The sequence below is a fragment of the Prevotella sp. 10(H) genome, assembly GCF_000711235.1.
In the GTDB taxonomy this organism is placed as follows: Bacteria; Bacteroidota; Bacteroidia; order Bacteroidales; family Dysgonomonadaceae; genus Dysgonomonas.
On the sequence record NZ_JOMI01000007.1, the window covers coordinates 136,909 to 161,229 of the forward strand.

The following is a 24,321-nucleotide window of genomic DNA, read 5'->3' on the forward strand; positions in this document are numbered from 1 at the left end:
TATTATATTAACATTTTATAATCACGATTGTTTGATGGGCGATCTTTATAAAATAGCTGACCGACGATAACTTCCTGTTAATAATTATTTTGATTTGAAGTTATTACAGACATAGATTTTCGCACCGAGTATCGGAATATTTTTGTACTTTTGTGCTTTCTTTTCACAGTGTAAAAAATATAAAACGAAAAGTCGTGGCTAATACGAAGTATATATTTGTAACAGGAGGGGTTATATCTTCCCTAGGAAAAGGTATTATTGCATCATCATTAGGTAAACTGCTACAGGCAAGGGGATATAAAGTAACAATTCAAAAACTGGATCCCTATATTAATATCGACCCCGGAACTTTAAATCCATACGAGCACGGAGAATGTTATGTAACTGTCGACGGACATGAAGCCGATCTAGACCTCGGTCACTATGAACGTTTTCTAAACCAGCCTACCCATAAGGATAATAATATCACTACCGGACGTATTTATCAGAACGTAATTAATAAAGAACGTAAAGGTGACTATCTGGGAAAAACAGTTCAGATCGTACCACATATAACAGATGAAATAAAGCGCAACATTAAGATGTTGGGTACAAAATACGATTACGATTTTGTAATCACGGAAATCGGAGGTACAGTGGGTGATATAGAGTCGCTGCCGTTTATCGAAAGTGTACGTCAGTTGCGTTGGGAATTCGGTAAGAATTGCCTGTGTGTGCATCTTACATATGTACCTTACATTGCAGCAGCTAAAGAAGTAAAAACCAAGCCTACACAGCATTCTGTTAAGCAATTGCAGTCGGAAGGGGTTCAGCCTGATATGCTTGTACTGCGTACCGAACATCCGCTGAATAAAGATATCCTTAAGAAAGTAGCCTTATTCTGTAATGTGGAAGTAGATGCTGTCGTACAATCTGTGGATGTGTCTACTATATACGAAGTTCCGTTGAAGATGCAGGATCAGAATATGGACGAGATCGTACTTCGCAAACTGGGGATGCCGATCGGTGAGAAACCGGCAATGCAGCCATGGCGCGATTTCCTTGATAAGAAAAAGCATGCTAAAGAGACAGTCCGTATAGCTTTAGTCGGAAAATATGTAGAACTGCCCGATGCTTACAAATCCATTAACGAATCGTTGATGCAGGCTGCAATATATAACGGACGCAAGCTCGATCTGCAGTTTGTTCTCTCTGACAAATTGACCGAAGAGAATGTGGAAAAAATATTATCGTCGATGGATGGCATAGTTGTTGCTCCGGGATTTGGACAACGTGGTATCGAAGGGAAAATTCAGGCCCTGAAATATGCGCGAGAGCACGATGTGCCTACATTCGGTATCTGCCTAGGTATGCAGTGTATGGTTATCGAATATGCACGTAATATACTCGGATTAGAGGATGCAAATTCAACGGAAATGAATCCTCATACTCCGTTCAAAGTTATCGACCTGATGGAAGAGCAGAAGAACATTACCAATATGGGTGGTACAATGCGCCTTGGAGCATATAAGTGCGAACTGGAGAAAGGATCGCTGGCATATAAAATTTATGGAAAGAAACTGATACAGGAACGTCACCGTCATCGTTTCGAATTTAACGGCGACTACAGGGAAGACTTCGAAAAGAACGGTATGAAATGTACCGGAATAAATCCTGATATGGGATTAGTGGAAGTTGTGGAAGTGCCTGAAAAGAAATGGTTTATCGGAGTACAGTTTCATCCTGAATATAACAGTACGGTTATATCTCCGAATCCGTTGTTTATCAGCTTTGTAAAAGCGATTATAGATAATAAGAAGAAATAAAGAAAGGGAAAGACCTCAATACTAAATTTATATTACTATTAATGGATAAGAATACGATTATCGGGTTTGTACTCATTGCGGCGGTAGTTATCGGATTTACGCTTCTCAACAGACCTTCGGCGGAAGAGCAGGCCAGACAGAAAGAGCAATTTACTCGTGATTCGATCGAATATGCGCAGGCACGCGAAAAAGAAAAGGATTTGGCGAACCTGAAAGATACAGCAAAAGAAGCCAAGCCGGAAAATATTGTAGATAATTTCTTTACTGCGCCGGTTCAGGAAAAGGATTCTTTAAATCTGGGAGGGGATTCTCTTCAATCCGCATCACAACAGACCGAGCAGCTTATAACCCTTGAGAATAGTAAAGTAAAGATAGTCTTTTCTACTAAAGGCGGAAAGATGGTCAGTGCCCAGTTGAAAGAGTATTCGCGCTACAACGGGGATTCTTTATATCTCTTTAATAACGACGCGAACTTCTCTCTTCAACTTACCAACAAACAAAACAAGGTTCTGCATACAAACGAACTGATGTTTACTCCAATAAAGACAGATGGGGATAATTCGCTTATTATGCGCTTCTCTTATTCTGACAACCAGCACATCGATTTCTTATACAAACTGGCGGATGACGATTATATGATGAAATATGATATCACCCTTGTCGGCCTGCAGCCTATGCTGGACAGAAACAAGGCGGATATTATAGAGTTGCATTGGGGACAGAAAATGCGCAGGCAGGAGAAAAGTGTTAAAAATGAGCAGCGCTACTCACATATATATTACAAATATGTTGGCGGTGATGTCAATGAATTGAGCAGTGACAAGAATGAACAACTTGAAGTGAAAGAACCTGCTAAATGGATTGCATTCAAAAACCAGTTCTTTGCACCCATTTTGATTGCCGATGATAAGATAGAAACAGCCCTGCTTGATTCTAAAGTTTTAGTTACGGACGAATCCAGCGAATATCTAAAAGTTTGTGAGGCTGCTATTTATGCTCCGGCTCAACTGGATATGAATACAGGAACGGTAAGTGCCGGATTTACTTACTATCTGGGACCTATGTCGTATTCTTTACTTAAGAAATATGACAGTCATATCGATGATGCAAACAAACAACTGGATCTCGATAAACTCGTTCCGCTGGGATGGACATTATTCCGCTGGGTGAATCAGTATTTCGTTATTCCTATCTTCAACTTATTGAGGAGTACAGGGATATCTATGGGTATTGTTATCCTGCTATTGACAATCATCGTGAAGTTGGTTATATCTCCATTGACATTCAAATCGTTTATGTCATCTGCTAAAATGCGGGTACTGCGTCCTCAGGTAGAAGAATTGAGTGCCAAGTATCCGAAGCAGGAGCAAGCAATGGAAAAACAGCAGGCTACCATGGCTCTGTATAATAAAGCGGGAGTGAATCCGATGAGCGGGTGTATACCGTTGCTTCTACAGATGCCGATACTAATAGCTTTATTCCAGTTTTTCCCAAATGCAATAGAGTTGCGCCAGCAAAGTTTCCTTTGGGCAAGCGATTTGTCTACTTATGACGCTGTCATCGAGTGGGGGACACATATTCCTCTAATCGGTACTCATCTCAGTTTGTTCTGTATACTGATGACTGTAACCAATATCATTTACACGAAGTTTAATATGGAAATGACAAATACCGGACAGCAACAGATGCCGGGTATGAAATGGATGATGTATCTGATGCCATTGATTTTCCTTTTCATGTTGAATGATTATCCGTCGGGTCTTACATATTACTACTTCCTCTCGTTGTTGATAACCATATTACTAACTATCGGTTTCCGTTATATGATCGATGAAGAGAAAGTACTGGCTAAGCTTGAAGCGAACAAGGCCAAGCCTAAAAAGAAATCAGGATTTATGGCACGCCTGGAAGAAGCCCAGCGCATACAGCAGCAACAACTGAGAGAAAAAAATAAGACGAACAGTACAAAGAGAAAACGATAATTAGTGTCTAAAAATAATCAAACCGGCTATCCTGATTGGGTAGCCGGTTTCTTTATTTATAATAACCTTTATCTTTGTGTTAAGAGAATATCTGTATTTTTTACTACCTTTTTCTCCATTGACAAGTACTTTCCGCTTTCATCATAAACATAAGCAATATATTGTGAATTCTTTTCCCAGCGACTTTTCGATTCGTTCCATTTTGTATAAACAATATAATCCACATTTCCTGATTCGTTATAGCCGAACTCTGACTTAGCCACGCTTACCCAACCTGTTTTGCTATTCCAGCTATCAACTGTCTTTGAGAGCATTTTTCCGTTGTTGTCGTATATGTAAAAATTTCTTTTATACGGTTCGCCTGTTTCGCTGTTCATCTCTATGTGCTCTTTTTCTACAGTTGTGCCGTTACTGATTGAATTTGTCAAGACATCTTTATCGTTTTGTGCGCTCAAACTCATTACTGATAACAATACTGCGAATAGTGAAGTTAATATAGTTGCTTTCATAATTGTATATTTTAATTGTTTATTTTGATTATTATTTCTTATTGTATTCTGGATGCTGATTACTTCTGTACAAACAATATTGTATCTTCTTCATCGTAATTAATCTGGAATGGTTTAACTGCAAGGTATTCATTATCTATCCTCTCATTCATAATCACTTCCGGATTGTTTGACCAGTTGTTTGTATTGTTGTCCCATTTCTTGAAAGCTACATAAGCCAGAGTGTTATCGATTTCATATTCATAAGAGTAAGTGATGCGGTTTTCCCAACCTTTTTCGTTGTTCCATACACTAGTTGTTCTTTCTTTCAGGTTACCGTTTACATCATAGAAGTAATATACTTTTGTCAGAGGTGCATAGGCTTTGTCTACTGTTATATATTCTTTCTTTGTTCCTGTTTCATCATTTGAGATGTTGCTAAGTACGTTTACATTTTGTGCGCTTACGTTCATTATTGAAACTAAAACTGCGAATACTGATGTTAAAATAGTTGTTTTCATAATTGTATATTTTATTTGTTATTATTTAATCGTTATCTGCAATATAATATGCTAAAGCCGTGCCAAAAAATATAAAAATCAGATATACAGTGTTTTGCGTTGGTTGTGCCATATGGCAGGTTGTAAAGAAAATTTACAATTGGAGTCTATTTTTATACAGTATTTTAAATTCTATTCAGTATCGCTAACTTTTTTATTTACTTTTGTATGTATCGGAAATAATATGAAAATCTGCTATCTTATACTGGCTCATAATAACTTTCTTCATTTAGATCGTCTGATAGATGCACTGAATGATATAGAAACGTCATTCTATATACATATAGATAAAAAAGCAGCGGATAAATACACATCTACCTTTCAAAATGTAAAGATTATTCCGGAGCATACGGATATCAATTGGGGAGGATTCTCAATGGTAAAAGCTACCTTATCATTAATGAAATATGGAATAGAATATTCGCCCGAAGCTGATTATTATATACTGATCAGTGGAGTAGATTATCCTGTACGGCCTAAAAGCTTTCTGAAAAGCCTGTTAGAAAAAGGAAAAGAATATATCGATATTGCGCCTGTTCCTGTACCGTACAAGCCAGTGGAAAGATATGAGAATTACTACTTCGATTATAACCGTCGTAATATTAAGCTCTTTAATCCTAAATTCCTCACGGAAGTATTATTAAAGAAAATCGGAGTAAAACGTAAAGCACCTTTCAAAGTTTATGCAGGTACCCAATGGTTTAGTCTCACTAATAATTGTGTTAAGTATATATTAGAGACTGCAGATGAGGATAGGAGATATATCGACTTTTTCAAGCATACTCTTGTTCCCGATGAGGCATTCTTTCAAACCATAATAGGAAACTCTCCTTTTCGGAATAATACGGCGGCAAATCTTACATATACTGATTGGGAAGTGCCTGTGCCTCCTGCACTAATTGATGAACGGCATATCGAATTTCTGAAAGATCATCTTGAATTTAACGATGAGTACGGAAAGCGCTACCCGTATTTTGCAAGGAAATTTAATGATGATAGCGGGGCATTACTGGAGAAGATAAAGAAAGAATTATGGTAGAAGCCTGTCTTGCAGTTCGGGCAATAAATCAGCTATATAACTTCGGCTGATGTCTACCGGCCTTAATACTTCACTATTCCAGATAACGAGATCTATATCTATTTTTACGGTACCCTTTTCTTTATCGGAACTCACACGGCCTATCTGTGTTTCGATTGACTTTAATAGACTTATAACATCATCCTTACTTTTATCGGTATGGATAAGAGCCAATTGATTGAGAAAGTTGCTTTTATAGTTTGCTCCATAGGGAACGGTTATGGATGTTCGGGAATAAAACAGATCGGTAAATATTTTACCTAACAAATGATGACAAAGGGAAAGGTTCTCTTCCCGGTTTTCATTGGTTCCTATACTCAGCAAAGCTTTATTCATATCAGGTACAAATATACATCCCATTTTCTAATTGATGGATATTTTCAGAGAAGATAAAAGGTTATAGATAATAAAAAAGCGGACAGCTATTTTAGCTGTCCGCTTCCGTATGTGTGTCAGATTGGATTGATTATTACATCATTCCGCCCATTCCGCCGCCCATAGGCATTGCAGGAGCAGGGTTGTCTTCTTTCTTATCTGTTATGATACATTCTGTAGTAAGGAACATACCGGCGATAGAAGCAGCGTTTTCAAGAGCTACGCGTGCAACCTTAGCAGGGTCGATAACACCGGCTGCGTTCAGATTTTCATATTTGTCTGCCCGGGCGTTGTATCCATAGTCTGCTTTACCTTCACGTACTTTCTGTACTACTACGGCACCTTCTTTACCGCTGTTTGCTACAATCTGGCGAAGAGGCTCTTCGATAGCGCGTTTAACGATTTCGATACCTGTAGTTTCGTCTTCGTTCTCGCCTTTCATATTTTCCAGAGCGTCGATAGCACGGATATAAGCTACACCACCTCCCGGTACTGTACCTTCTTCGATAGCAGCACGTGTTGCAGAAAGTGCATCTTCCACACGGTCTTTCTTCTCTTTCATTTCCACTTCCGAAGCAGCACCAACATAAAGAACAGCTACACCGCCTGCAAGTTTAGCAAGACGTTCCTGTAGTTTTTCTTTGTCATAGTCAGAAGTTGTTTTTTCCATCTGCGAACGGATCTGGCCTACACGTGCTGAGATTGCTGCTTTGTCGCCTGCGCCGTTTACGATAGTTGTATTGTCTTTGTTTACTGTCACCTTATCTGCAGTACCTAGCATATCCAGAGTAGCTGCTTCCAGAGAAAGACCTCTTTCTTCTGTGATTACTGTACCACCTGTAAGGATAGCGATGTCTTCCAGCATTTCTTTACGACGGTCACCGAATCCCGGAGCTTTTACAGCGCATATTTTAAGACCGGCACGAAGACGGTTAACTACCAATGTAGTCAATGCTTCAGAGTCGATATCTTCTGCGATGATAAGTAAAGAACGTCCTGATTTAAGAGCTGCTTCAAGTATTGGAAGAATATCTTTCAGTACAGAGATTTTCTTGTCGTGGATTAGGATATAAGGATTTTCCATATCTGCTTCCATTTTCTCTGTATCGGTTACAAAGTATGGAGAGATATATCCTCTGTCGAATTGCATACCTTCAACTACGTCAACGTAAGTTTCAGTACCTTTTGCTTCTTCTACAGTGATAACACCTTCTTTTTTCACTTTACCCATAGCTTCTGCAATCAGCTTACCGATAGTTTCGTCACCGTTTGCAGATATTTTAGCTACGTTTTCTATTTTTTGGAGGTCATCACCTACAGTTATAGATTGATTCTTAATGTTATCTACAACCTTAATAACCGCTTTGTCAATACCACGTTTCAGATCCATTGGGTTTGCTCCTGCAGTAACATTCTTAAGACCCACGCTTACGATTGACTGTGCAAGTACAGTTGCAGTAGTAGTACCGTCACCGGCATCGTCGTTTGTTTTAGAAGCTACTTCTTTAACAAGCTGTGCTCCCATGTTCTGGAAAGCGTCTTCCAGTTCTATTTCTTTAGCTACTGTTACACCGTCTTTTGTGATGTGAGGCGCACCGAATTTTTTATCAAGGATTACATTACGGCCTTTTGGTCCCAGTGTTACTTTTACTGCGTTAGCCAACGCATCTACACCTTTTTTAAGCTCGTCGCGGGCATCGATATTGAAAATAATTTCTTTTGCCATGATTTTTCGTTATTTTTTTGATTTGTATTAAATGATTGCAAGAATGTCAGACTGGCGCATGATGAGATAAGTCTCGCCATCGAGTTCGATCTCAGTTCCGGCATATTTACCGTAAAGAACCTGATCTTTCGGTTTAACCACCATTTCTTCGTCTTTTGTTCCGTTACCTACAGCTACAACCTCACCTTTAAGCGGTTTTTCTTTAGCTGTGTCCGGAATAATAATACCACCCACACTTTTCTCTTCTGCAGCGGCTGGTTTAATCAACACTCTGTCTGCTAATGGTTTAATACTCATGATTTTTTAGATTTTAAATTGTTATATATTAATTTTAATATTTTTCTGTATAGCAGGAAGCGAATTCTGTGCCAAAATTGATTTCTGTCAAAAAAGCAGGGGTTGTCAATCTCAAAATGACTACTTGTCAGTTTCATTTCCTTTATGAATATAATTTCCTTTCCTCCGAGATTTTAAAAGCTAACAAAAGTAACAATTTTACTTACTAAAAGAATTTCCTGAACCGTAATATTTTATAATTATACCAAATCCGTTATTATAATGTATAGATAAATTTCTTTCGTTTATATTATCCTGCTCTTAAGTATTATTGATAAATAATGATTTCTCTCCGAACTATTTACTTATCTTTGCGATAATTCAACGATAAAAAAATTATAATACTTTTCTTTTGATGAAAAAGATCACATTACTCCTTTCCGTTCTGGCTGTTATATTCGCATCATGTCAGAAAAATTCTTACACTATTGAAGGTGATTTCAAAGAAAATACATTTGATGGTAAGACAGTATATCTTCAGAAAATAGATAGCATGAAAGCTGAATCGTCTTCGATAATAGATTCGGTGGTATTAAAAGACGGTAAATTTACATTCAAAGGTTCCATCGATAACGGGCCGATAATGGGATTTGTTTCTGTTGGCAAACTGGAAGCTGCAGAACAGAACACTCCTGTCGGTACATTGATACTTGAGCCGGGAACAATAAAGATATCTTTCGATAAGAATGCCGTAACTACAAGCGGTAGCCCTAGAAACGAGGAATTCAATAAAGTCCACATGGCCATGAATAAAATGGTAGGATTATATAAAGAAGTTAACGAAGCAGGCGGTGTGCAGGCTATTCCTGATGCAAACCAGAGAATGCAGGCTATACAGGAAGAAATTCAGAAAGCTAGCTTCGAATTTACGAAATCCAATATGTCTAATCAGGCTGGAGAATTCCTGTTCTATTCTACAGCATCTGCCTTTACAAAAGAACAATTGAAAGAACTGCTTACGCTTGCAGATACTACTTTCCTCAATACGCCTGAAATGAAAGCACTCTCGGTAGAACTGAACAGGGTAGTTCCGGAAGTGGGGCAACCGTTGGTTGATGTTCAGCTGGTGGATATGCAGGGAAACAGAGTTGCATTATCCGATTATGCAGGTAAACACAAATGTGTGCTTATCGATTTCTGGGCATCGTGGTGCGGACCTTGTATTCAGGAAATGCCTAACCTGATAAAGACTTATAATACCTATAAGTCGAAAGGCTTTGAAATAGTCGGTATCTCAGTAGATGATGACAGACAGGCATGGCAAAATGCCGTGAATACTCACAAGATGACATGGGTTCAACTAGGAGATGATACAAAATCTGCATCGGAGATGTACGGCATCAATACTATTCCTCACACAATATTAGTAGATGAAGATGGTATTATTGTGGCAAAAGAGCTGAGAGGGGCAGCCCTCGATGAGAAGATCGCCGAAGTCCTGAATAAACAATAAGATAACTTCCTTGTTTAAATAGGAAGCTTGAATATTTCACAGATTAATAGCTTGGTATATTAACAATCTTATTACAATAAATAGAATGAAGAAAGTCATATTATTCTTCTCGGCAATCATGATGCTGTTTGCTTCATGTGCCGAAAAGGAAGAATTCACAATCAAAGGAAAACTTGTCGACCCTGAGAACGATAACAATATCGTTTATCTAAAAGTATTGGGTGATAATTGGAATGATCTTGTAACTATTGACACTGCTACAGTTGCAAATGGCATTTTCGAATTTAAAGGCTTAGCGAAAGAAGGTCCTACCGTACACTATTTAGAACTGGCTGAACCTACCAATAAGGTAAATAGAGCTACACTCTTAATTGTAGAACCGGGGCAAATAGAAGTCACTCTCGATAGTACCTCTACTATTAAAGGAACTCCTTCAAACGACGCTTATCAGGCATACAATGATAAGATGAACGCTTTCGAAGCGGATTTCAGTACCTTATTCCAAAAGGGTAAAGAAGATACCACCAAGGTAGGCAGAGAAGCTATAAAAAAACAGTTCGACGAAAAAGAAAAAGAACAGTCTACAGCGATATATGATTATGTCAAAGCCAATATACAGAACCAGATAGGTGCTTATGTATTCGCTTCAAGGTCATATGTATTTAGTCTCGACCAGATGAAAGAAATATTTGCCTGGGTGAAACCCGAATACAAGACAAATCAAAGAATGCAAAAGCTTGAAGCCCGTATTCAGGCATTGGATGCTACATCGGTAGGGAAAGCATTCGTCGACCTCAAAGGAAAGACCCCGGAAGGCAAAGATGATGCGTTGGCTAATTATGCAGGAAAAGGCAAATATGTACTCATCGATTTCTGGGCATCGTGGTGTCCTCCTTGCCGTGCCGAGATGCCTAAGCTTGTTGAGCTATATAAGCAATATAAAGATAAAGACTTCGAAATAGTCGGCATTTCACTTGACAGGACAAATGACGCCTGGGTAAAAGGTATCAAAGATCTTAGTATTACATGGCCTCAGATTTCCGATATCAAATTCTGGGATAGCGAACTTGCTGCAGCATACGGAGTGAACTCTATTCCTCACCTTGTTCTATTAGACAAGGACGGAAAGATTCTTGCCCGCGGACTTAGTGCCGAAGATGCTACAACAAAAGTGACCGAATTATTGAAGTAATTACTTGATCATATAAATAAAAGGCTTATCATACCGATAGGCCTTTTTTATTATATACACCTCTAGTTATCCTTTTTACTGATCCTTATCCCAACTTTCTCAATCCCTGTCAGGTCTTTATCGCGCATACCGTGTTCTATCTTTATGCGGTAATTACGCTTTTCTTTGAAGACTATATTATTATCCAAAGCAAGAGATAATTGGTGCAACGTACCGAATCCCGATCCTTTCCATTTGCCGAACTCGTCAGCCAGCATATACTCTTTTTCCTGTTTTACAAATACCGAATCGTTCTCGAAATTGTTCTGAATGAAGAACCAGATGTTCTGATACGGATAGTTGACATTATTCGTCACTTCTATATCCATTGTATAAGGTACATTCAGTTCAAACTTAGTAGTATCTATGTCGAATATAAGGGTATCGCTATATGACCATTCACCGTTTTTGATTTCATGGAAATGATAATAAATATCCTGCCTGTTACAGGAAACACTTATAGCTAATAACAGCAAGCAGCATATAGCTAATAAACCTTTATGCTTCAGGCTTCTTCTGGTCAGGCTTTCCATTATTATTGTGTCGGTTTCTGTCGTTTCTGTTATTACGGTGTTTGTTATTCCTATTGTGATTCTGACTTTGGTTATTACCTTGCTGGTTATTGTTTTCCGGCCTGTTGGCAGGTTTAGTTAATTGCTTGGCGCTATTATCCAGTTTATTATTTTCCGGCTTGTTATTGTTGCCCTGATTGTTGTGGCCTTTCGGTCCGCTGTTTTCAGGCTTATTTTTTGAGAACTTTTTCTTTTTGTTGTTGCGGTTATTGTTTCCGCTGTTATCGAATCGGTTGATATTTTCCTGCAGGATGTCATGTGATGTCGGTTTTTCATTTTGCTCCTGTACTTCTACAGATAAATGAGTTGGTTTTCCTCCCTGTTTGTTCATCCTGATCACTTCATATACGCGGTCTTTCGACAAGGTAATGAGGTTAGCCGCAAAATGCTTGTCGGTAGAATATGTCATATCACCCGAAAGAATATCAGTTTTAAAGTGATAATACGAAGCGTCTTTTGTTTCCAATACTATCTCTCTTGAAGGCAGTTTACGTTGTGCTTCCACATATGTATCCACTTCAAAATTGAGGCAGCACTTCAACTTCCCGCATTGTCCGGCTAACTTTTGAGGATTCAGTGGTATATCCTGTAAACGCGCTGCTGATGTAGAAACCGATATAAAGTTAGACATCGAGCTGGAGCAGCATAATTCCCGTCCGCACGGGCCTATTCCACCTACACGTCCGGCTTCCTGACGCGCGCCGATCTGTTTCATTTCTATCTTTACACGGAATTCGGAAGCATAAACTTTTATCAACTGACGGAAGTCTACACGCTCGTCGGCGATATAGTAGAAAATGGCTTTGTTGCCGTCGCCTTGAAATTCCACATCACTGATTTTCATATCCAGTTTGAGGTCTTCGGCTATTTCCCTCGCCCTGAGCATGGTCTTATGCTCTTTTGCTTTTGCTTCATTCCATTTATCGATGTCGTTCGGCTTGGCAATGCGATAGATACGCTTGGTATCGCCACGGTAATTATTTTTCAGCATTTGCAGTTGTACCAGCTTTCCGGTCAGGGTAACTTCCCCTATATCGTGTCCCGGAGAGGCTTCTACGGCAACAATATCACCTTTAAATACCTCTATATTATTACTGTTCAGATAATATCCCTTGCGTGTATTCTTGAACTGTACCTCTACCATTTGCGATTCGCCGGTAATTTCAGGCAAATCCTCGAGCCAGTTATATACTTCCAGTTTATGAGTTCCCGAGCAGCAGGCATTTGCTTTTTTACGGCAGCAGCCATTCGATTTGCTGCAACATTTTTTTTCTTTGACTTCGGTATCTGTTCCGGCCGTCTGCAAAGCAGGAGTAGCGGCCTTCTCATAGTTAGGTACGGCAGGATTTATACCGGCGCCCTCACTGTCGTTGGGGATAAATGTATTTTGATTTGAATCCATTAGTTAAAGTTTTAGTTCATTGTATCAAAGCCCCTTCTACGGCTTTGTGGGTCTATATTATTGTTTAATTAGCATGGTTATTTTCAGACAAAGATCGAAAAAAACCATCTTTGCATTTACATTTTGTTCTATATGTCGTTCAGCTAATGCCAGTTCGTCCATAAATCCGGTAATGTTCCGTTCGTTAATGAAAGGTGCAAAACGAGTGCCAAAATTTGCTTCATCCTGTGCCAGATATACCATTTCCGGCTGGTTCAGGTTACTGATAAAGTATTCACGTATCATCCGCTGGCTGTATCGCAGGAAACCTTTCTGGTTTTCACGGCCTACACCTGCTATTTCGTTACCTATCGATTTTATTTCTTTTATATTGCGGGCATATGAAGCACGCATCATTTGTATAAACAGATTGAAGAAGAACTTATGTTCATCGTTCAGGCTGATAGTTTCGAGTGCTTTCAGATAACTGCCGTTTGACAGGTGTGCCACACTTGCGGCATCTTCCGGAGTGATGTTGTAAGCGGATTCGAGGGCAGAACAGATATCCTCTTCTTTCACACCATGTATATTAATCCGTTGGCAACGGGATTGTATCGTGGTAATGATATTGTCGGGACTATCGGATACGAGCAGGAAAATCGTATTATCGGTCGGTTCCTCGATTATTTTCAACAGTTTATTGGCGCACGATTCATGCATTTTCTCGGGAAGCCAGATAATCATTACTTTATATTTAGCCTCGTATATCCTCAGGCTGAGTTTGCGGATAATTTCCTCGCTTTCTTTCGCATAAATAAGCCCCTGCGAATTTTCCGCATCGATAAATTCGAGCCATTGGTTGAGGTTGAAGTAATTACCTTGTTTGATAAATTCACGCCATTCGGCTATATAATCGTCGCAGACTTCTTTCTTCTTCGCGGCTTTTTTTACGATAGGGAATACAAAATGCAGGTCGGGATGAGCCAGATGATTGTATTTTACGCACGACGGGCACTTTCCGCATGCATCTGTTTCCGACGGATTTTCGCAATTAAGATATTGTGCATAGGCAAGCGCCAAAGGGAATTTTCCGGTTCCTTCGGGCCCGCAAAAGAGCTGGGCATGGGGGATTATGCCTTTCTTAGCCGAATTTATCAGCCTCACTTTTACGTCGTCTTGTCCTATTATATCTTTAAAGAACATTATTTGATTATTATTCTGTGTTTACATTAATTAACTATATACTGTTAAAAAGTAACAAAGGTAACGAAAATTAATGTGCTAATTAGTAAATATGAAAATGTGCCAATGCAGCAAAGCTATAAAAATACGAACTCACAACTTATAATTCTTTATTTCCAATTTTTACATTTGTTAACTATATATAGTTAAAAAGTAACGAAAGTAACAAATTTACTAATTTTGTTTCTAAACTTTTCAATAAGCTACTAGCTAACGGCTAAAAGCTATCGCTTTCACTTTATAGATAAAGTTATCAAACCTTTCAGCACCTTTAATATATCTCTTTAGCTATTCTCCGAACGCTATCGGTAGCCATTAAGGAATAGAAATGCAGGCTAGGCACACCATATGCGATAAGCTCTTTGCATTGTTTGATTCCCCATTCCACACCCACTTCTTTAGCCTCTTTGTCAGTCTTGCATTTTCGCAGTTCGGAGGCTAGTTCTTCAGGTATGCTCGAGCGGAATATTCTCGGCAGCACTTCCAACTGGCTCATAAGCACAATCGGTTTCACACCCGGGATTATTGGTTTAGTAATACCTGCTTCGCGGCATTTTTCCACAAAAGAGAAATACTTTTCATTGTCGAAAAACATTTGCGTAACGAAATACTCGGCACCATTTTCCTCTTTTTTCTTCATATAGAAAATATCCGATTCCATACTCGGCGCATCTTCATGAATTTCGGGATAACAAGCCATGCCATAGGCAAATGGCGTAGCATTTTTCTCGAATCTGGAGCCGTCGGCAGTAATTCCTTCATTGAAGTTATTTACCTGTAGCTGTAAGTCCGTCGCATATTCATTTCCATTGGGGTATATCTGTTCCGGTGCAAGGCGTTTACCGTCGCCCTGAAGCAATAGCAGGTTATGTACGCGCAGAAAATTAAGGTCGATAAGTGCATACTCCGTTTCTTCTTTCGAAAAACCTTTGCATATCATGTGAGGGATAGCCGTCACATTATACTTATGCTGGATAGAAGCAGCGATAGCCACCGAACCCGGACGCTTGCGCACATTCACTCTTTTTACCGAGCCGTCGGGCATCGTCTGGTCGAGATATTCGCTATGGTGCGTTGTTATGTTTATATACTGAGGGTCAAACTCAATCAGTTTATCTATTATGTTGTATACTTTCTCGATGTCGTTACCTTTCAATGGCGGCAATATTTCGAAAGAGAAAGCTGTCTTTTTGTTCTTATTTATCAGTTCAGTTACAGTCATGTCCGATTGTTTACTTAAAAAATATTCTCATTATGTCATTTCCGTTGGCTACTATAAGCAGCAGCAACAGGAACAGCATCCCGCCCACCTGCGCATATTCCATGAATTTCTCATTCGGTTGTCGCTTGGTAATGGCTTCGTAGAGCAGGAACATGATATGCCCGCCGTCGAGAGCCGGAATAGGCAGTATATTCATAAACGCAAGGACTATGGATAAGAATGCCGTCATCGACCAGAATGCATACCAGTTCCATTGCGCAGGGAACATATTGCCGATACCTGCAAATCCGCTGAGGTTTTTCACCCCTTCTTTAGAGAACACAAAGCGTATCTGCGCTACATATCCTTTCAGTGTTGCCACTCCGTTCTTTATACCCGCAGGAAAAGATTCGAAGAATCCGTATTTATCAGTACGTAAGTTCTCTTTCGATTTTATATCCGAATCTCTCGAAATTGATGAGAATCCGATAATTCCCGCAGTATCGACTGATGCTGTTACATCGTGAGCCACACCGTCGCGGTAATATGTGAGCAATAAAGAACTTTTGTCATTATCTTTCAAGTCTTTGCTTGCATTAGCCACAGCCCTTTGTATACCGAGGAAGGAAGTAATAGGCTTAGAGTCTATTGCTGCAATACTATCGCCACGCATCAGCCCGATTCTTTCGGCCTCGCTGCCCTTTTGTATGCTGTCGAGAACAGGAGAGCTCCAATAGTCGTATGGAGCCTGCTTGGAAGCTATTACGCTGTCGGCAAATCCTATAGGCAGAGTTATGTCCATCGGGTTCCCGTCGCGGATAATGCTTACTTTTTCTGCGTCGATGAAGTGCATAAGCGTATTCATATCCAGCACACCGCGTCCGAGTACGAGTTCTTCATCGTCGGCGCTGACAAGTATATCCTTATCTTTAAAACCGCCGTTAGCCTTTACCGTCTCAGAGAACACCATGCCGTCCTTTACATTCTTCAAGGGCAAGTATGTATCGCCCCATGCAAACAGCATCATGGAAAATATAATGATAGCCAGAATGAAGTTGAACAGTACACCGCCGACCATTACTAGCAGGCGTTGCCATGCCGGTTTAGAGCGGAATTCCCATGGCTGAGGCGGCAAAGCCATCTGTTCTTTGTCCATGGATTCGTCTATCATCCCTGCTATTTTTACATAACCGCCGAGCGGAACCCAGCCGATTCCGTATTCGGTATCACTGTTTTTGGGTTTGAACTTGAACAGGGAAAACCACGGGTTGAAAAACAGATAGAATTTTTCGACTTTTATTTTGAAGAGGCGGGCGAATAAGAAGTGCCCGAACTCATGGATAATAACCAGTATCGATAAACTCAGGATTAATTGTAATGCTTTAATTAAAATCGTTTCCATTAAAAATTTTAGCGTGTTATTTTATTAATTCTTTTGCTATTTGGCGGGCTTCCGCATCTGTCTTTACATAATCATCGTAAGACGGAGCCTTTATAAAACTAGTTTTGTGCATTGTTTTTTCTATTACATCGCTCATTTCGAGAAAGCCGATATTGTCTTGAAGGAATGCGGCAACTGCAATTTCGTTGGCAGCATTCATGATGCATGCCATATTTCCTTTCACACGGGCAGCTTCGAAAGCAAATGTAAGATTGCGGAAGCGTTCTGTATCCGGCTTTTCGAATGTCATCGTTTGCAGCTTGAAAAAGTCGAGCCGTTCAAAGTCAGATTTTATCCTGTTCGGATAAGCGAGTGCATACTGGATAGGCAGATGCATATCCGGTAAGCCCAATTGCGCTATGATAGAAGAATCTTCGAACTGAACCATGGAATGAATGATAGACTGCGGATGTACAACCACTTCTATTTGCTCGGGAGTGACATCGAAAAGCCACTTGGCCTCTATCATTTCCAGCCCCTTGTTCATAAGGGATGCCGAGTCGATAGTAACCTTGGCTCCCATATCCCAGTTAGGGTGGTTGAGTGCTTCCTTTTTAGTGACTTTGCTGAGTTGCTCGCGCGTATGGTTTCTGAAAGGGCCGCCTGATGCAGTGAGAAGTATTTTTTCGATAGGCGAGCATTCACCGTTGAGGCATTGGAAAATAGCCGAATGTTCCGAATCGACCGGCAATATGGGTACATTTTTTTCTATAGCCAATGCTGTAATCAATTCGCCGGCAACTACAAGTGTCTCTTTATTAGCTAACGCTATTGCTTTCCCCGCCTTTATCGCATGAATTGTAGGCTTTAGTCCGGAATATCCGACCATGGCTGTAAGAACCATATCGATAGGTTCGCTTTCCACTACCTGACAAATAGATTCGCTGCCTGCCCAGACTTTTATCGGTAAATCTTTCAGGGCATCTTTCAGTAGCTCATATTTGCTTTCGTTGGCAATAACGACCACTTCCGGTAGAAATTCCCTCGCCTGCTTTATCAACAAGTCTGTATTTTCGTTCGCTGTAAGAGCGTAGACTTCGAAAGAGTCGGGGTTTTTCCTGACAATGTCGAGCGCCTGTGTTCCGATAGAGCCTGTAGAGCCTAATATAGCGATTGTTCGTTTCATATATGTTTTTGACCTGTGACTTTCATTTCTTAGAAAGATATATAATTTTCAGGATTGACGGCACTACCTCTATACCAGAGTTCAAATTCTAGGAGTTGTGCCAACTGTTTTTCTTTATCTGTTGTTTCTTTGTTCTGCTTCTTCTCTTTATTTTCCTCTATGGTGGCTATAGCCTCTCCTGTGCGGACTTTATCGCCCGATTTCTTCAAAAGTAAAGTATTGTTTTTATATATGGATATAAATCCGTTTTTGTGCTGAACCTGTATTGTATATCCCGTTTTGATATCATATCCGGCGAAGATTACAGAGCCTTCAAGCGTTGCCGACACCGTTTCTTTCGGTCCGGTTTTGATTGTTATTCCGAAGTCTCCTTTTGAAGGATCGAATTTTCCGGTTACCACACCTTTGACAGGCTTGTAAAATACAGTTCCGTCCAGAGGAGTGGAGACTGCAGTTGACAAAACTGACAAGTTATATTTTTCTTCATCTTCATATTTCTGTGTATAAGTCTTTTCCCTGTCTGTTTTCTTCAGTAAAGGATCATTTTCAGAAATAGAGATTGTGTCCAGAATTTTTACCGAATCTATTTGTACCGAGCCGTCGAATATACTGCGCAGATTACTTATATAAGCTTCCTGATATTTCAGCTGCCGCTCGAGAGAATCGGTTTTAATAGCGGAGCGGATAGCTTTTTCCCTTACTTCGGCGTCGAGGTAGCCGGGAAGATAATAACGGATAGGAGTTGCAATGATGATGGTGGAGGTGACGAAGACGAGTATAAAGGCAAAAACAAGAACCAATACAGCCCCCGAAAATATGGATGCTTTTATCTTCCATATTTCTTCAAGTGTATTTTCGTTCATTACGGAAAGGCGGTATTTAAAGTGCAACCGCTTCCATAGATTATGTTTGTTCTTCTTCTTTTTCACCATTTGGTTTTCGGCTTTTCCGCCGTTTAAAGGCTCTCGGAAGTATATTATTTACATCATGTAGCCAGTAAACTGCAAATTTAAGAAAAAAGCTATATATTAGGGGCAGAAGCGTAAGAAGAATGTCTTAAAATATCCTTTTTTTAAATATTTATTCCAAAACCGCCTCATTCTTATTTTTTTTAGCTATTTTTGCAGCCTGTAATTCATGGGGATGTGAGATTTTCCCCGAGATAGAGTTATAATAATCTACAATTGTTATAAATTGACTATGAGTTTATTAACTGAAAAGTTATATCGGTACGATGCGGCCAGAAACACACGCGCTGCAGGAATTTACCCTTATTTCAGACAAATCCAGAGCGATCAGGACACCGAAGTAATCATTAATGGTAAAAAGGTTTTAATGTTCGGATCGAATGCCTATCTGGGACTTACAAATCATCCCAAAGTAAAAGAAGCTGCTATAAATGCGACTAAAAAATACGGTACAGGGATGGCAGGTTCCCGTTTTTTGAACGGAACACTCGATATTCATGTCGAACTGGAAAAGAAGCTTGGCGCTTTTGTCGGTAAGGAAGATGTTATGGTTTATTCCACCGGATTCGGTACAAATGAAGGTGTTTTGTCTTGTATTACAGGACGTGAAGACTATATTTTGTGGGATGAGCTTGACCATGCTTCTATTATTGAAGGAGCAAGAGTTTCTTATTCTACCAAATTGAAATTCCGTCATAACGATATGGAATCGCTTGAAAAACAACTACAGAGGTGTGAACCTGATAAGGTGAAACTTATAGTAGTGGACGGCGTATTCAGTATGGAAGGAGACATAGCCAAACTGCCTGAAATCGTAAAACTTGCAAAACAATACAATGCAAGTGTAATGGTTGACGAAGCACACAGCCTGGGGGTTTTAGGTAGTAACTTTAGCGGAAAAGGATTGGTTGAGCAATGCGGATTGGTTGACGATGTCGAACTTATAATGGGTACGTTCAGTAAGTCATTGGCTTCTATCGGCGGATTTATTGCCGGGGATGCAGTTGTGCTGGATTATCTGAGACACAATTCACGCCCGTATATATTTACTGCCAGTGCTACACCTGCAGCTACTGCAGCAGCCAGCGCAGCTTTAGATATTATTATAGCCGAGCCGGAAAGAATCAGTAATTTATGGGATATAACCCATTATGCATTAGACGGTTTCCGCAGCAAAGGTTTTGAAATCGGACATACTGCTACTCCGATTATTCCATTATTCATCAGGGATAACGAAAAGACATTTATGATTACGAAACTTCTTTTCGAAGAAGGAGTATTTGTAAATCCTGTGGTTTCGCCTGCAGTGGCGCCATCGGATACTCTGATACGTTTTTCATTAATGGCTACGCATACCAAAGAGCAGGTTGATATTGCTCTTGAAAAAATAGAGCAGGTATTCAATAAAATGGGAGTACTGTTGCACGCAAAAGCCTGACAAGTCGGGCGGAGCGACATTATATAACTGTTATACAAAATAAGATAACCCTCTGTCCGTTAAAAGATAGAGGGTTTATTTTTTTTTACGAATTGAAACGCCTATGAAAAAGATATTCTTTTTATTATTTACGGTTGTTTTTTCCGTTCAGCTTTTTTCTCAGGATGCGGAAGAAGACTTGGTTGCACATATCGACTATGAGGCTGAAAGGCGTGATGCACTAAATGAAACAATCACTCAGGACGAAATAAATAATAAAATATTTTCCGCCCCTGTATTATTTAGCTTTTACGGAAGCGGTGGTAAAGATGCAGTTTTCTATACATGGTTTATTTATAAGAAAGAAGATCAGAATAATCCGATAGCCCGCTACAGTGACAAGGATATGAAATATACCTTTGAGCAAATGGGCGAATATGTGGTGAAACTTGAAGTTGCCGATAAGGATGCAAATACAGTCGAAGATACTTTTTCTTTCAGGGTTACAGATTCTTATCTGGATATACCCAACTATTTTTCTCCGGGGGATTCTCCGGGGGTGAATGATGAATTCAGGGTGGCATATAAATCTATCACGAAGTTTAAATGTACGATTTTTAACCGTTGGGGACAAAAGCTTTACGAATGGTCTGATCCGGCAAAGGGCTGGGACGGTAAATATAAGGGGAAATATGTCAATACAGGCGTATATTACTATGTAATAGAAGCTTTAGGGGCTGACGGTGTGCGATACAAGAGGGGAGGGGATATAAATATACTTCGTTCCCGATAATCTGTTTTCACTTTTCTTAATATCTGTAATATGAAGAACTTACTTTTTATAAGTCTTTTAATGCTGTTTCCGGTATATCTTTTTTCACAGGAATATGATTTCTCAGGTATGCAGGGATTGAGAAATAAAGATGGTCAGGTGCTTTTGGAACTGAGCGGCTATGATATTTCTATAGCAGTCATGAAAGGGCAGATCGATAATGAGAAGACAATATCTTCCATAAAGAAAAAGTATAATATAGAGGCTGTGCTGGCCGAATATTCCGAACCGCAGATTTCCCGTACAAATAAGATTATAGAAGCCGAATCGAAAGTAAAGGACAGGCCGAAAGTAAAACTGAATCAGGTATATTATATTTTCAACAAGTCGGATAAAGAAGTTGATATTGTTATGTTTTCGACTTTAAATCAGCGGGATGTAATCCTTGAACAGGAAGTCATCAAAGAATATCTTGAAAACGGACTTGAGCCATATATCGAAGCAGACTTGGCAGCGAACGAAATAGATTTTGCAGGAAGAAAAATCTATCTTGGCTCGGCTTGTAAATGGATGAGCCCGCATAATGTTCATTGTAAAGGAGGACAGATGAGTTGGTCGGAGTTTCCGTCGTTCGAGAGCGCTATGCTGGATATAAACACCCGCATCGACGCCAATGTGAACGATAATATGACCATTCTGGCAGAAAATGATGTGGATGTCGTTTTTGAAGAAATACCCTCACTTGCTCACAGGATTGTATATAAGCAGAAGTCGGGAGTCGGACGCCGTACAGACCCGCTTGTCGTTTATTATATCGTTCAGGAAGTAAGAGGCAGATATGTAAGCTGTGTTCTTAGCAACTACGGATACAACAGGGATGATTATGAACTGGCTCCGCTTCTGCAGGAAGTAATGAGTATAACTCAACTGCCTGAAGGCGGATATAATCAGTTCAGTATTCCGCAATATGAAAATCATCCGCAGCCGGAAAAGGAAGAAAAAGAATACCTTATCAATCTCTTTGAGGTAAGGGCGGGAAGCTGGGTTCCTCTCGGTAATCTTAGTCGCTCTTTTAAGGCGGCGCCGTCACTGGGAGCTTATATGGGCTTTCCAATAAAGAAGGTAATGGCTGTCGATATAGGTTTTCAGGTAGCCTTTCCCGTAAATAAAAGCCTGTTTGATTTTTACGACCGCAGGGTACCGTACGAAACCGAAGCCGACCTGATGGTGAATGCTAATATCCGTTTCCGTTATCAGCAGGAAGCTGCTAAAAATGTATACTGGACTACTTACGTTGGGGCGGGGATTGTTTCGGTACAGACAGACCTTGAAAAGGAATATTACGATAGTGATGAAAGTAAATGGGAGACTTTCGAAACGCTGGATGTATTCGGCGGGGTAAATGTCAGATATAAGAAAGTCGGTTTATATCTCGAATATCATTATATGCCGTATTCTATAGCAAATAAGGTGCGTAAAAATTTTGGAAATAGCGCGGTGAATTTAGGTATTGCGGTTTGTTTTTAAGATAATACTTAGCTACGTTATTTATCTTTGCAAATTTACCCGCAAAGGCAGCGAATAATATACATTTACATTCTTGCCATTGTGCTTTCCGGGAATCCATTTCGGCATCCGTTTTACAACTGCTGTCAGTGAGTCGGTAAGTATTGTTCCCTTATATTTTTCCATAGCGGGATGAATATCCTTTATCTCCCCGGTCTTCGTAACAGTGAACTTGACAACTGTACTAAAGTTCTCCATTACTTTATCTTCGGGAATAACCGGATATGTAAGATTTTCATGCAGGAATTTATGCATTTCCGCCTCTCCTCCCGGATAAGAGGGCATCTTTTCCACAACGGTATAAACAGTATCGGTACATTGTGCCAGGCAATTGCAGGATATAAGAGGTATAAGCAGGTAGAATAGCAAGTTTTTCATATTAGCAAAAATAAGGTTGATATGCAAATGTAAAATAAATGCGCCGATAAAAAAAGAGCAGCCAAACGGCTGCTCTTTCTCATATAGTGATAACGTATATTATGCGTTAACTTTAGCCATGTGAGCGATAAGCTCAAGCATTTTAGTAGAGAATCCCCACTCGTTGTCATACCAGCTAACAACTTTTACGAATGTTGGGCTCAACTGGATACCAGCTTTAGCGTCGAAGATAGAAGTGCGTGGGTCACCGATAAAGTCAGAAGAAACAACAGCATCTTCAGTATATCCCAGAACACCTTTTAATTCGCCTTCTGAAGCTTCTTTCATAGCTTTACAGATTTCTTCGTAAGAAGTTTCCTTAGCAAGACGTGCAGTAAGGTCAACTACAGAAACGTCAAGAGTAGGAACACGCATTGACATACCTGTAAGTTTTCCGTTCAACTCAGGGATAACTTTACCTACAGCCTTAGCAGCACCTGTAGAAGAAGGGATGATGTTGCCAGCAGCAGCACGTCCGCCTCTCCAGTCTTTAGCTGAAGGTCCGTCTACTGTTTTCTGAGTAGCAGTAGTAGCATGTACTGTAGTCATCAACGCTTCTACGATACCGAATTTGTCATTCAATACTTTAGCGATAGGAGCAAGACAGTTTGTAGTACAAGATGCATTAGAAACGAATTGCTCTCCTTTTTCATATTTATCGTGGTTTACTCCGCAAACGAACATACGAGTATCGTCTTTTGAAGGACCAGACATGATTACATATTTAGCACCTGCGTCGATATGACCTTGAGCTTTAGGTTTTTCAAGGAAAAGACCTGTAGACTCAACGATATATTCAGCGCCGATTTCGTTCCATTTCAGGTCGGCAGGATTTCTTTCAGATGTTACGCGGATAGCGTTTCCGTTTACAACCAACTTACCGTCTTTTACTTCAACAGTACCGTCGAATTTTCCGTGAACAGTGTCATATTTTAGCATATATGCCATGTATTCAACATCGATAAGGTCATTGATACCAACAACCTGAATGTCACTTCTGCCTTGTGCAGCACGGAATACGAGACGACCGATACGTCCAAAACCGTTAATACCTACTTTAATCATTTCGTTTTAATTTTATAGTTAAAAAATTGAGTATATCCTTGTATAACGCTTATTCTCGGAATATGTATTTTATGTTATAAAACATCCTTTTCTTAAAGCCATACAAAAGTAACAAAAAT

General features: G+C 39.8%; 22 protein-coding genes. 8 read left to right on the forward strand and 14 right to left on the reverse strand.

Translation table 11 applies throughout. The features are described 5' to 3' along the window. Nucleotides 1–194 precede the first annotated feature (194 nt). Both K348_RS0112095 and yidC read left to right on the forward strand, forming a co-directional pair. On the forward strand, nucleotides 195–1,805 hold the full coding sequence (locus K348_RS0112095; RefSeq protein WP_029905204.1) for a CTP synthase: 1,611 nt from the start codon (nucleotides 195–197) through the stop codon (nucleotides 1,803–1,805). Nucleotides 1,806–1,846: 41 nt separating this feature from the next. Then, nucleotides 1,847–3,787 (forward strand): membrane protein insertase YidC, encoded by a 1,941-nt coding sequence (gene yidC, locus K348_RS0112100; RefSeq protein ID WP_029905205.1) that lies wholly within the window; start codon nucleotides 1,847–1,849, stop codon nucleotides 3,785–3,787. Between the two features lie 68 nt (nucleotides 3,788–3,855). Here the strand turns inward: yidC and K348_RS0112105 are convergent, their stop codons facing one another. Then, complete coding sequence (locus tag K348_RS0112105; protein ID WP_081852564.1) at nucleotides 3,856–4,296, reverse strand: DUF3836 domain-containing protein; 441 nt, start codon at nucleotides 4,294–4,296, stop codon at nucleotides 3,856–3,858. A gap of 59 nt (nucleotides 4,297–4,355) precedes the next feature. Then, nucleotides 4,356–4,796 carry a DUF3836 domain-containing protein gene (locus K348_RS0112110; RefSeq protein ID WP_081852565.1) on the reverse strand — a complete coding sequence of 147 codons (441 nt, stop codon included), beginning with the start codon at nucleotides 4,794–4,796 and terminating at the stop codon, nucleotides 4,356–4,358. A 223-nt stretch (nucleotides 4,797–5,019) separates the two neighbouring features. Here K348_RS0112110 and K348_RS0112115 point away from each other — a divergent pair, with 223 nt between their 5' ends. After that, nucleotides 5,020–5,874 carry a beta-1,6-N-acetylglucosaminyltransferase gene (locus K348_RS0112115; protein ID WP_029905208.1) on the forward strand — a complete coding sequence of 285 codons (855 nt, stop codon included), beginning with the start codon at nucleotides 5,020–5,022 and terminating at the stop codon, nucleotides 5,872–5,874. Here the strand turns inward: K348_RS0112115 and K348_RS0112120 are convergent. The 3 genes from K348_RS0112120 to K348_RS0112130 all read right to left on the reverse strand — a co-directional run bounded on the left by K348_RS0112120 (nucleotide 5,866) and on the right by K348_RS0112130 (nucleotide 8,311). Next, nucleotides 5,866–6,249 carry a 2-amino-4-hydroxy-6-hydroxymethyldihydropteridine diphosphokinase gene (locus K348_RS0112120; protein WP_029905209.1) on the reverse strand — a complete coding sequence of 128 codons (384 nt, stop codon included), beginning with the start codon at nucleotides 6,247–6,249 and terminating at the stop codon, nucleotides 5,866–5,868. The two genes, K348_RS0112115 and K348_RS0112120, sit on opposite strands and share 9 nt — an antisense overlap. A 133-nt stretch (nucleotides 6,250–6,382) precedes the next feature. Continuing rightward, a complete protein-coding gene (gene groL, locus K348_RS0112125; protein WP_029905210.1) occupies nucleotides 6,383–8,014 on the reverse strand; it encodes a chaperonin GroEL in 1,632 nt (543 codons plus the stop codon). 27 nt (nucleotides 8,015–8,041) lie between these two features. Then, a complete protein-coding gene (locus K348_RS0112130) occupies nucleotides 8,042–8,311 on the reverse strand; it encodes a co-chaperone GroES (protein WP_029905211.1) in 270 nt (89 codons plus the stop codon). Nucleotides 8,312–8,705: 394 nt separating this feature from the next. On the opposite strand from K348_RS0112130, the gene K348_RS0112135 reads away from it, so the two are divergent. Together K348_RS0112135 and K348_RS0112140 are read left to right on the forward strand one after the other, a co-directional pair. After that, nucleotides 8,706–9,803, forward strand: a complete 1,098-nt coding sequence (locus tag K348_RS0112135) for a TlpA disulfide reductase family protein (RefSeq protein ID WP_029905212.1) — start codon at nucleotides 8,706–8,708, stop codon at nucleotides 9,801–9,803. Between the two features lie 85 nt (nucleotides 9,804–9,888). Then, on the forward strand, nucleotides 9,889–10,995 hold the full coding sequence (locus tag K348_RS0112140; protein WP_029905213.1) for a TlpA disulfide reductase family protein: 1,107 nt from the start codon (nucleotides 9,889–9,891) through the stop codon (nucleotides 10,993–10,995). A 62-nt stretch (nucleotides 10,996–11,057) separates the two neighbouring features. Here K348_RS0112140 and K348_RS0112145 read toward each other — a convergent pair whose 3' ends face one another. The 7 genes from K348_RS0112145 to K348_RS0112175 all read right to left on the reverse strand — a co-directional run bounded on the left by K348_RS0112145 (nucleotide 11,058) and on the right by K348_RS0112175 (nucleotide 18,929). Further along, complete coding sequence (locus K348_RS0112145; protein ID WP_029905214.1) at nucleotides 11,058–11,567, reverse strand: gliding motility lipoprotein GldH; 510 nt, start codon at nucleotides 11,565–11,567, stop codon at nucleotides 11,058–11,060. After that, complete coding sequence (locus K348_RS0112150; protein WP_029905215.1) at nucleotides 11,533–13,008, reverse strand: regulatory iron-sulfur-containing complex subunit RicT; 1,476 nt, start codon at nucleotides 13,006–13,008, stop codon at nucleotides 11,533–11,535. The genes K348_RS0112145 and K348_RS0112150 overlap by 35 nt, the downstream gene beginning before the upstream one ends. A gap of 57 nt (nucleotides 13,009–13,065) precedes the next feature. Further along, the gene (gene holB, locus K348_RS0112155; RefSeq protein WP_029905216.1) at nucleotides 13,066–14,190 is read right to left on the reverse strand and encodes a DNA polymerase III subunit delta'; all 1,125 of its coding nucleotides are present in this window, start codon (nucleotides 14,188–14,190) and stop codon (nucleotides 13,066–13,068) included. Between the two features lie 310 nt (nucleotides 14,191–14,500). Next, nucleotides 14,501–15,451: a methylenetetrahydrofolate reductase gene (locus K348_RS0112160; protein WP_029905217.1), complete on the reverse strand. Its 951-nt coding sequence runs from the start codon at nucleotides 15,449–15,451 to the stop codon at nucleotides 14,501–14,503. 10 nt (nucleotides 15,452–15,461) lie between these two features. Next, a complete protein-coding gene (gene rseP / locus K348_RS0112165) occupies nucleotides 15,462–16,832 on the reverse strand; it encodes an RIP metalloprotease RseP (protein WP_029905218.1) in 1,371 nt (456 codons plus the stop codon). Between the two features lie 16 nt (nucleotides 16,833–16,848). Beyond that, nucleotides 16,849–17,997: a 1-deoxy-D-xylulose-5-phosphate reductoisomerase gene (locus K348_RS0112170; protein ID WP_029905219.1), complete on the reverse strand. Its 1,149-nt coding sequence runs from the start codon at nucleotides 17,995–17,997 to the stop codon at nucleotides 16,849–16,851. A gap of 29 nt (nucleotides 17,998–18,026) precedes the next feature. Then, the gene (locus tag K348_RS0112175; RefSeq protein ID WP_029905220.1) at nucleotides 18,027–18,929 is read right to left on the reverse strand and encodes a murein hydrolase activator EnvC; all 903 of its coding nucleotides are present in this window, start codon (nucleotides 18,927–18,929) and stop codon (nucleotides 18,027–18,029) included. 268 nt (nucleotides 18,930–19,197) lie between these two features. Here K348_RS0112175 and K348_RS0112180 point away from each other — a divergent pair, with 268 nt between their 5' ends. The 3 genes from K348_RS0112180 (at nucleotide 19,198) to K348_RS0112190 (ending at nucleotide 22,681) form a co-directional block, all read left to right on the forward strand. Further along, complete coding sequence (locus K348_RS0112180; RefSeq protein ID WP_029905221.1) at nucleotides 19,198–20,403, forward strand: pyridoxal phosphate-dependent aminotransferase family protein; 1,206 nt, start codon at nucleotides 19,198–19,200, stop codon at nucleotides 20,401–20,403. 103 nt (nucleotides 20,404–20,506) lie between these two features. Continuing rightward, complete coding sequence (locus tag K348_RS18485) at nucleotides 20,507–21,175, forward strand: gliding motility-associated C-terminal domain-containing protein (RefSeq protein WP_051697833.1); 669 nt, start codon at nucleotides 20,507–20,509, stop codon at nucleotides 21,173–21,175. Nucleotides 21,176–21,205: 30 nt separating this feature from the next. Next, a complete protein-coding gene (locus tag K348_RS0112190; protein ID WP_156032877.1) occupies nucleotides 21,206–22,681 on the forward strand; it encodes a hypothetical protein in 1,476 nt (491 codons plus the stop codon). A gap of 21 nt (nucleotides 22,682–22,702) precedes the next feature. Here the strand turns inward: K348_RS0112190 and K348_RS18490 are convergent, their stop codons facing one another. Both K348_RS18490 and gap read right to left on the reverse strand, forming a co-directional pair. Further along, on the reverse strand, nucleotides 22,703–23,098 hold the full coding sequence (locus tag K348_RS18490) for an energy transducer TonB (RefSeq protein ID WP_029905224.1): 396 nt from the start codon (nucleotides 23,096–23,098) through the stop codon (nucleotides 22,703–22,705). Nucleotides 23,099–23,197: 99 nt separating this feature from the next. Continuing rightward, nucleotides 23,198–24,202, reverse strand: coding sequence for a type I glyceraldehyde-3-phosphate dehydrogenase (gene gap / locus K348_RS0112200; RefSeq protein ID WP_029905225.1), 1,005 nt, complete (start codon nucleotides 24,200–24,202; stop codon nucleotides 23,198–23,200). Nucleotides 24,203–24,321 lie beyond the last annotated feature (119 nt).

Coding starts and splice junctions, on each gene's coding strand:
- gap (WP_029905225.1), bottom strand. CDS start 24,202: ATGATTAAAGTAGGTATTAACGGTTTTGGACGTATCGGTCGTCTCGTA.
- K348_RS0112105 (WP_081852564.1), bottom strand. CDS start 4,296: ATGAAAGCAACTATATTAACTTCACTATTCGCAGTATTGTTATCAGTA.
- K348_RS0112170 (WP_029905219.1), bottom strand. CDS start 17,997: ATGAAACGAACAATCGCTATATTAGGCTCTACAGGCTCTATCGGAACA.
- K348_RS0112110 (WP_081852565.1), bottom strand. CDS start 4,796: ATGAAAACAACTATTTTAACATCAGTATTCGCAGTTTTAGTTTCAATA.
- yidC (WP_029905205.1), top strand. CDS start 1,847: ATGGATAAGAATACGATTATCGGGTTTGTACTCATTGCGGCGGTAGTT.
- groL (WP_029905210.1), bottom strand. CDS start 8,014: ATGGCAAAAGAAATTATTTTCAATATCGATGCCCGCGACGAGCTTAAA.
- K348_RS0112115 (WP_029905208.1), top strand. CDS start 5,020: ATGAAAATCTGCTATCTTATACTGGCTCATAATAACTTTCTTCATTTA.
- K348_RS0112135 (WP_029905212.1), top strand. CDS start 8,706: ATGAAAAAGATCACATTACTCCTTTCCGTTCTGGCTGTTATATTCGCA.
- K348_RS0112145 (WP_029905214.1), bottom strand. CDS start 11,567: ATGGAAAGCCTGACCAGAAGAAGCCTGAAGCATAAAGGTTTATTAGCT.
- K348_RS0112120 (WP_029905209.1), bottom strand. CDS start 6,249: ATGAATAAAGCTTTGCTGAGTATAGGAACCAATGAAAACCGGGAAGAG.
- K348_RS0112190 (WP_156032877.1), top strand. CDS start 21,206: ATGAAGAACTTACTTTTTATAAGTCTTTTAATGCTGTTTCCGGTATAT.
- K348_RS0112130 (WP_029905211.1), bottom strand. CDS start 8,311: ATGAGTATTAAACCATTAGCAGACAGAGTGTTGATTAAACCAGCCGCT.
- K348_RS0112150 (WP_029905215.1), bottom strand. CDS start 13,008: ATGGATTCAAATCAAAATACATTTATCCCCAACGACAGTGAGGGCGCC.
- holB (WP_029905216.1), bottom strand. CDS start 14,190: ATGTTCTTTAAAGATATAATAGGACAAGACGACGTAAAAGTGAGGCTG.
- K348_RS0112175 (WP_029905220.1), bottom strand. CDS start 18,929: ATGGTGAAAAAGAAGAAGAACAAACATAATCTATGGAAGCGGTTGCAC.
- rseP (WP_029905218.1), bottom strand. CDS start 16,832: ATGGAAACGATTTTAATTAAAGCATTACAATTAATCCTGAGTTTATCG.
- K348_RS18485 (WP_051697833.1), top strand. CDS start 20,507: ATGAAAAAGATATTCTTTTTATTATTTACGGTTGTTTTTTCCGTTCAG.
- K348_RS18490 (WP_029905224.1), bottom strand. CDS start 23,098: ATGAAAAACTTGCTATTCTACCTGCTTATACCTCTTATATCCTGCAAT.
- K348_RS0112140 (WP_029905213.1), top strand. CDS start 9,889: ATGAAGAAAGTCATATTATTCTTCTCGGCAATCATGATGCTGTTTGCT.
- K348_RS0112160 (WP_029905217.1), bottom strand. CDS start 15,451: ATGACTGTAACTGAACTGATAAATAAGAACAAAAAGACAGCTTTCTCT.
- K348_RS0112180 (WP_029905221.1), top strand. CDS start 19,198: ATGAGTTTATTAACTGAAAAGTTATATCGGTACGATGCGGCCAGAAAC.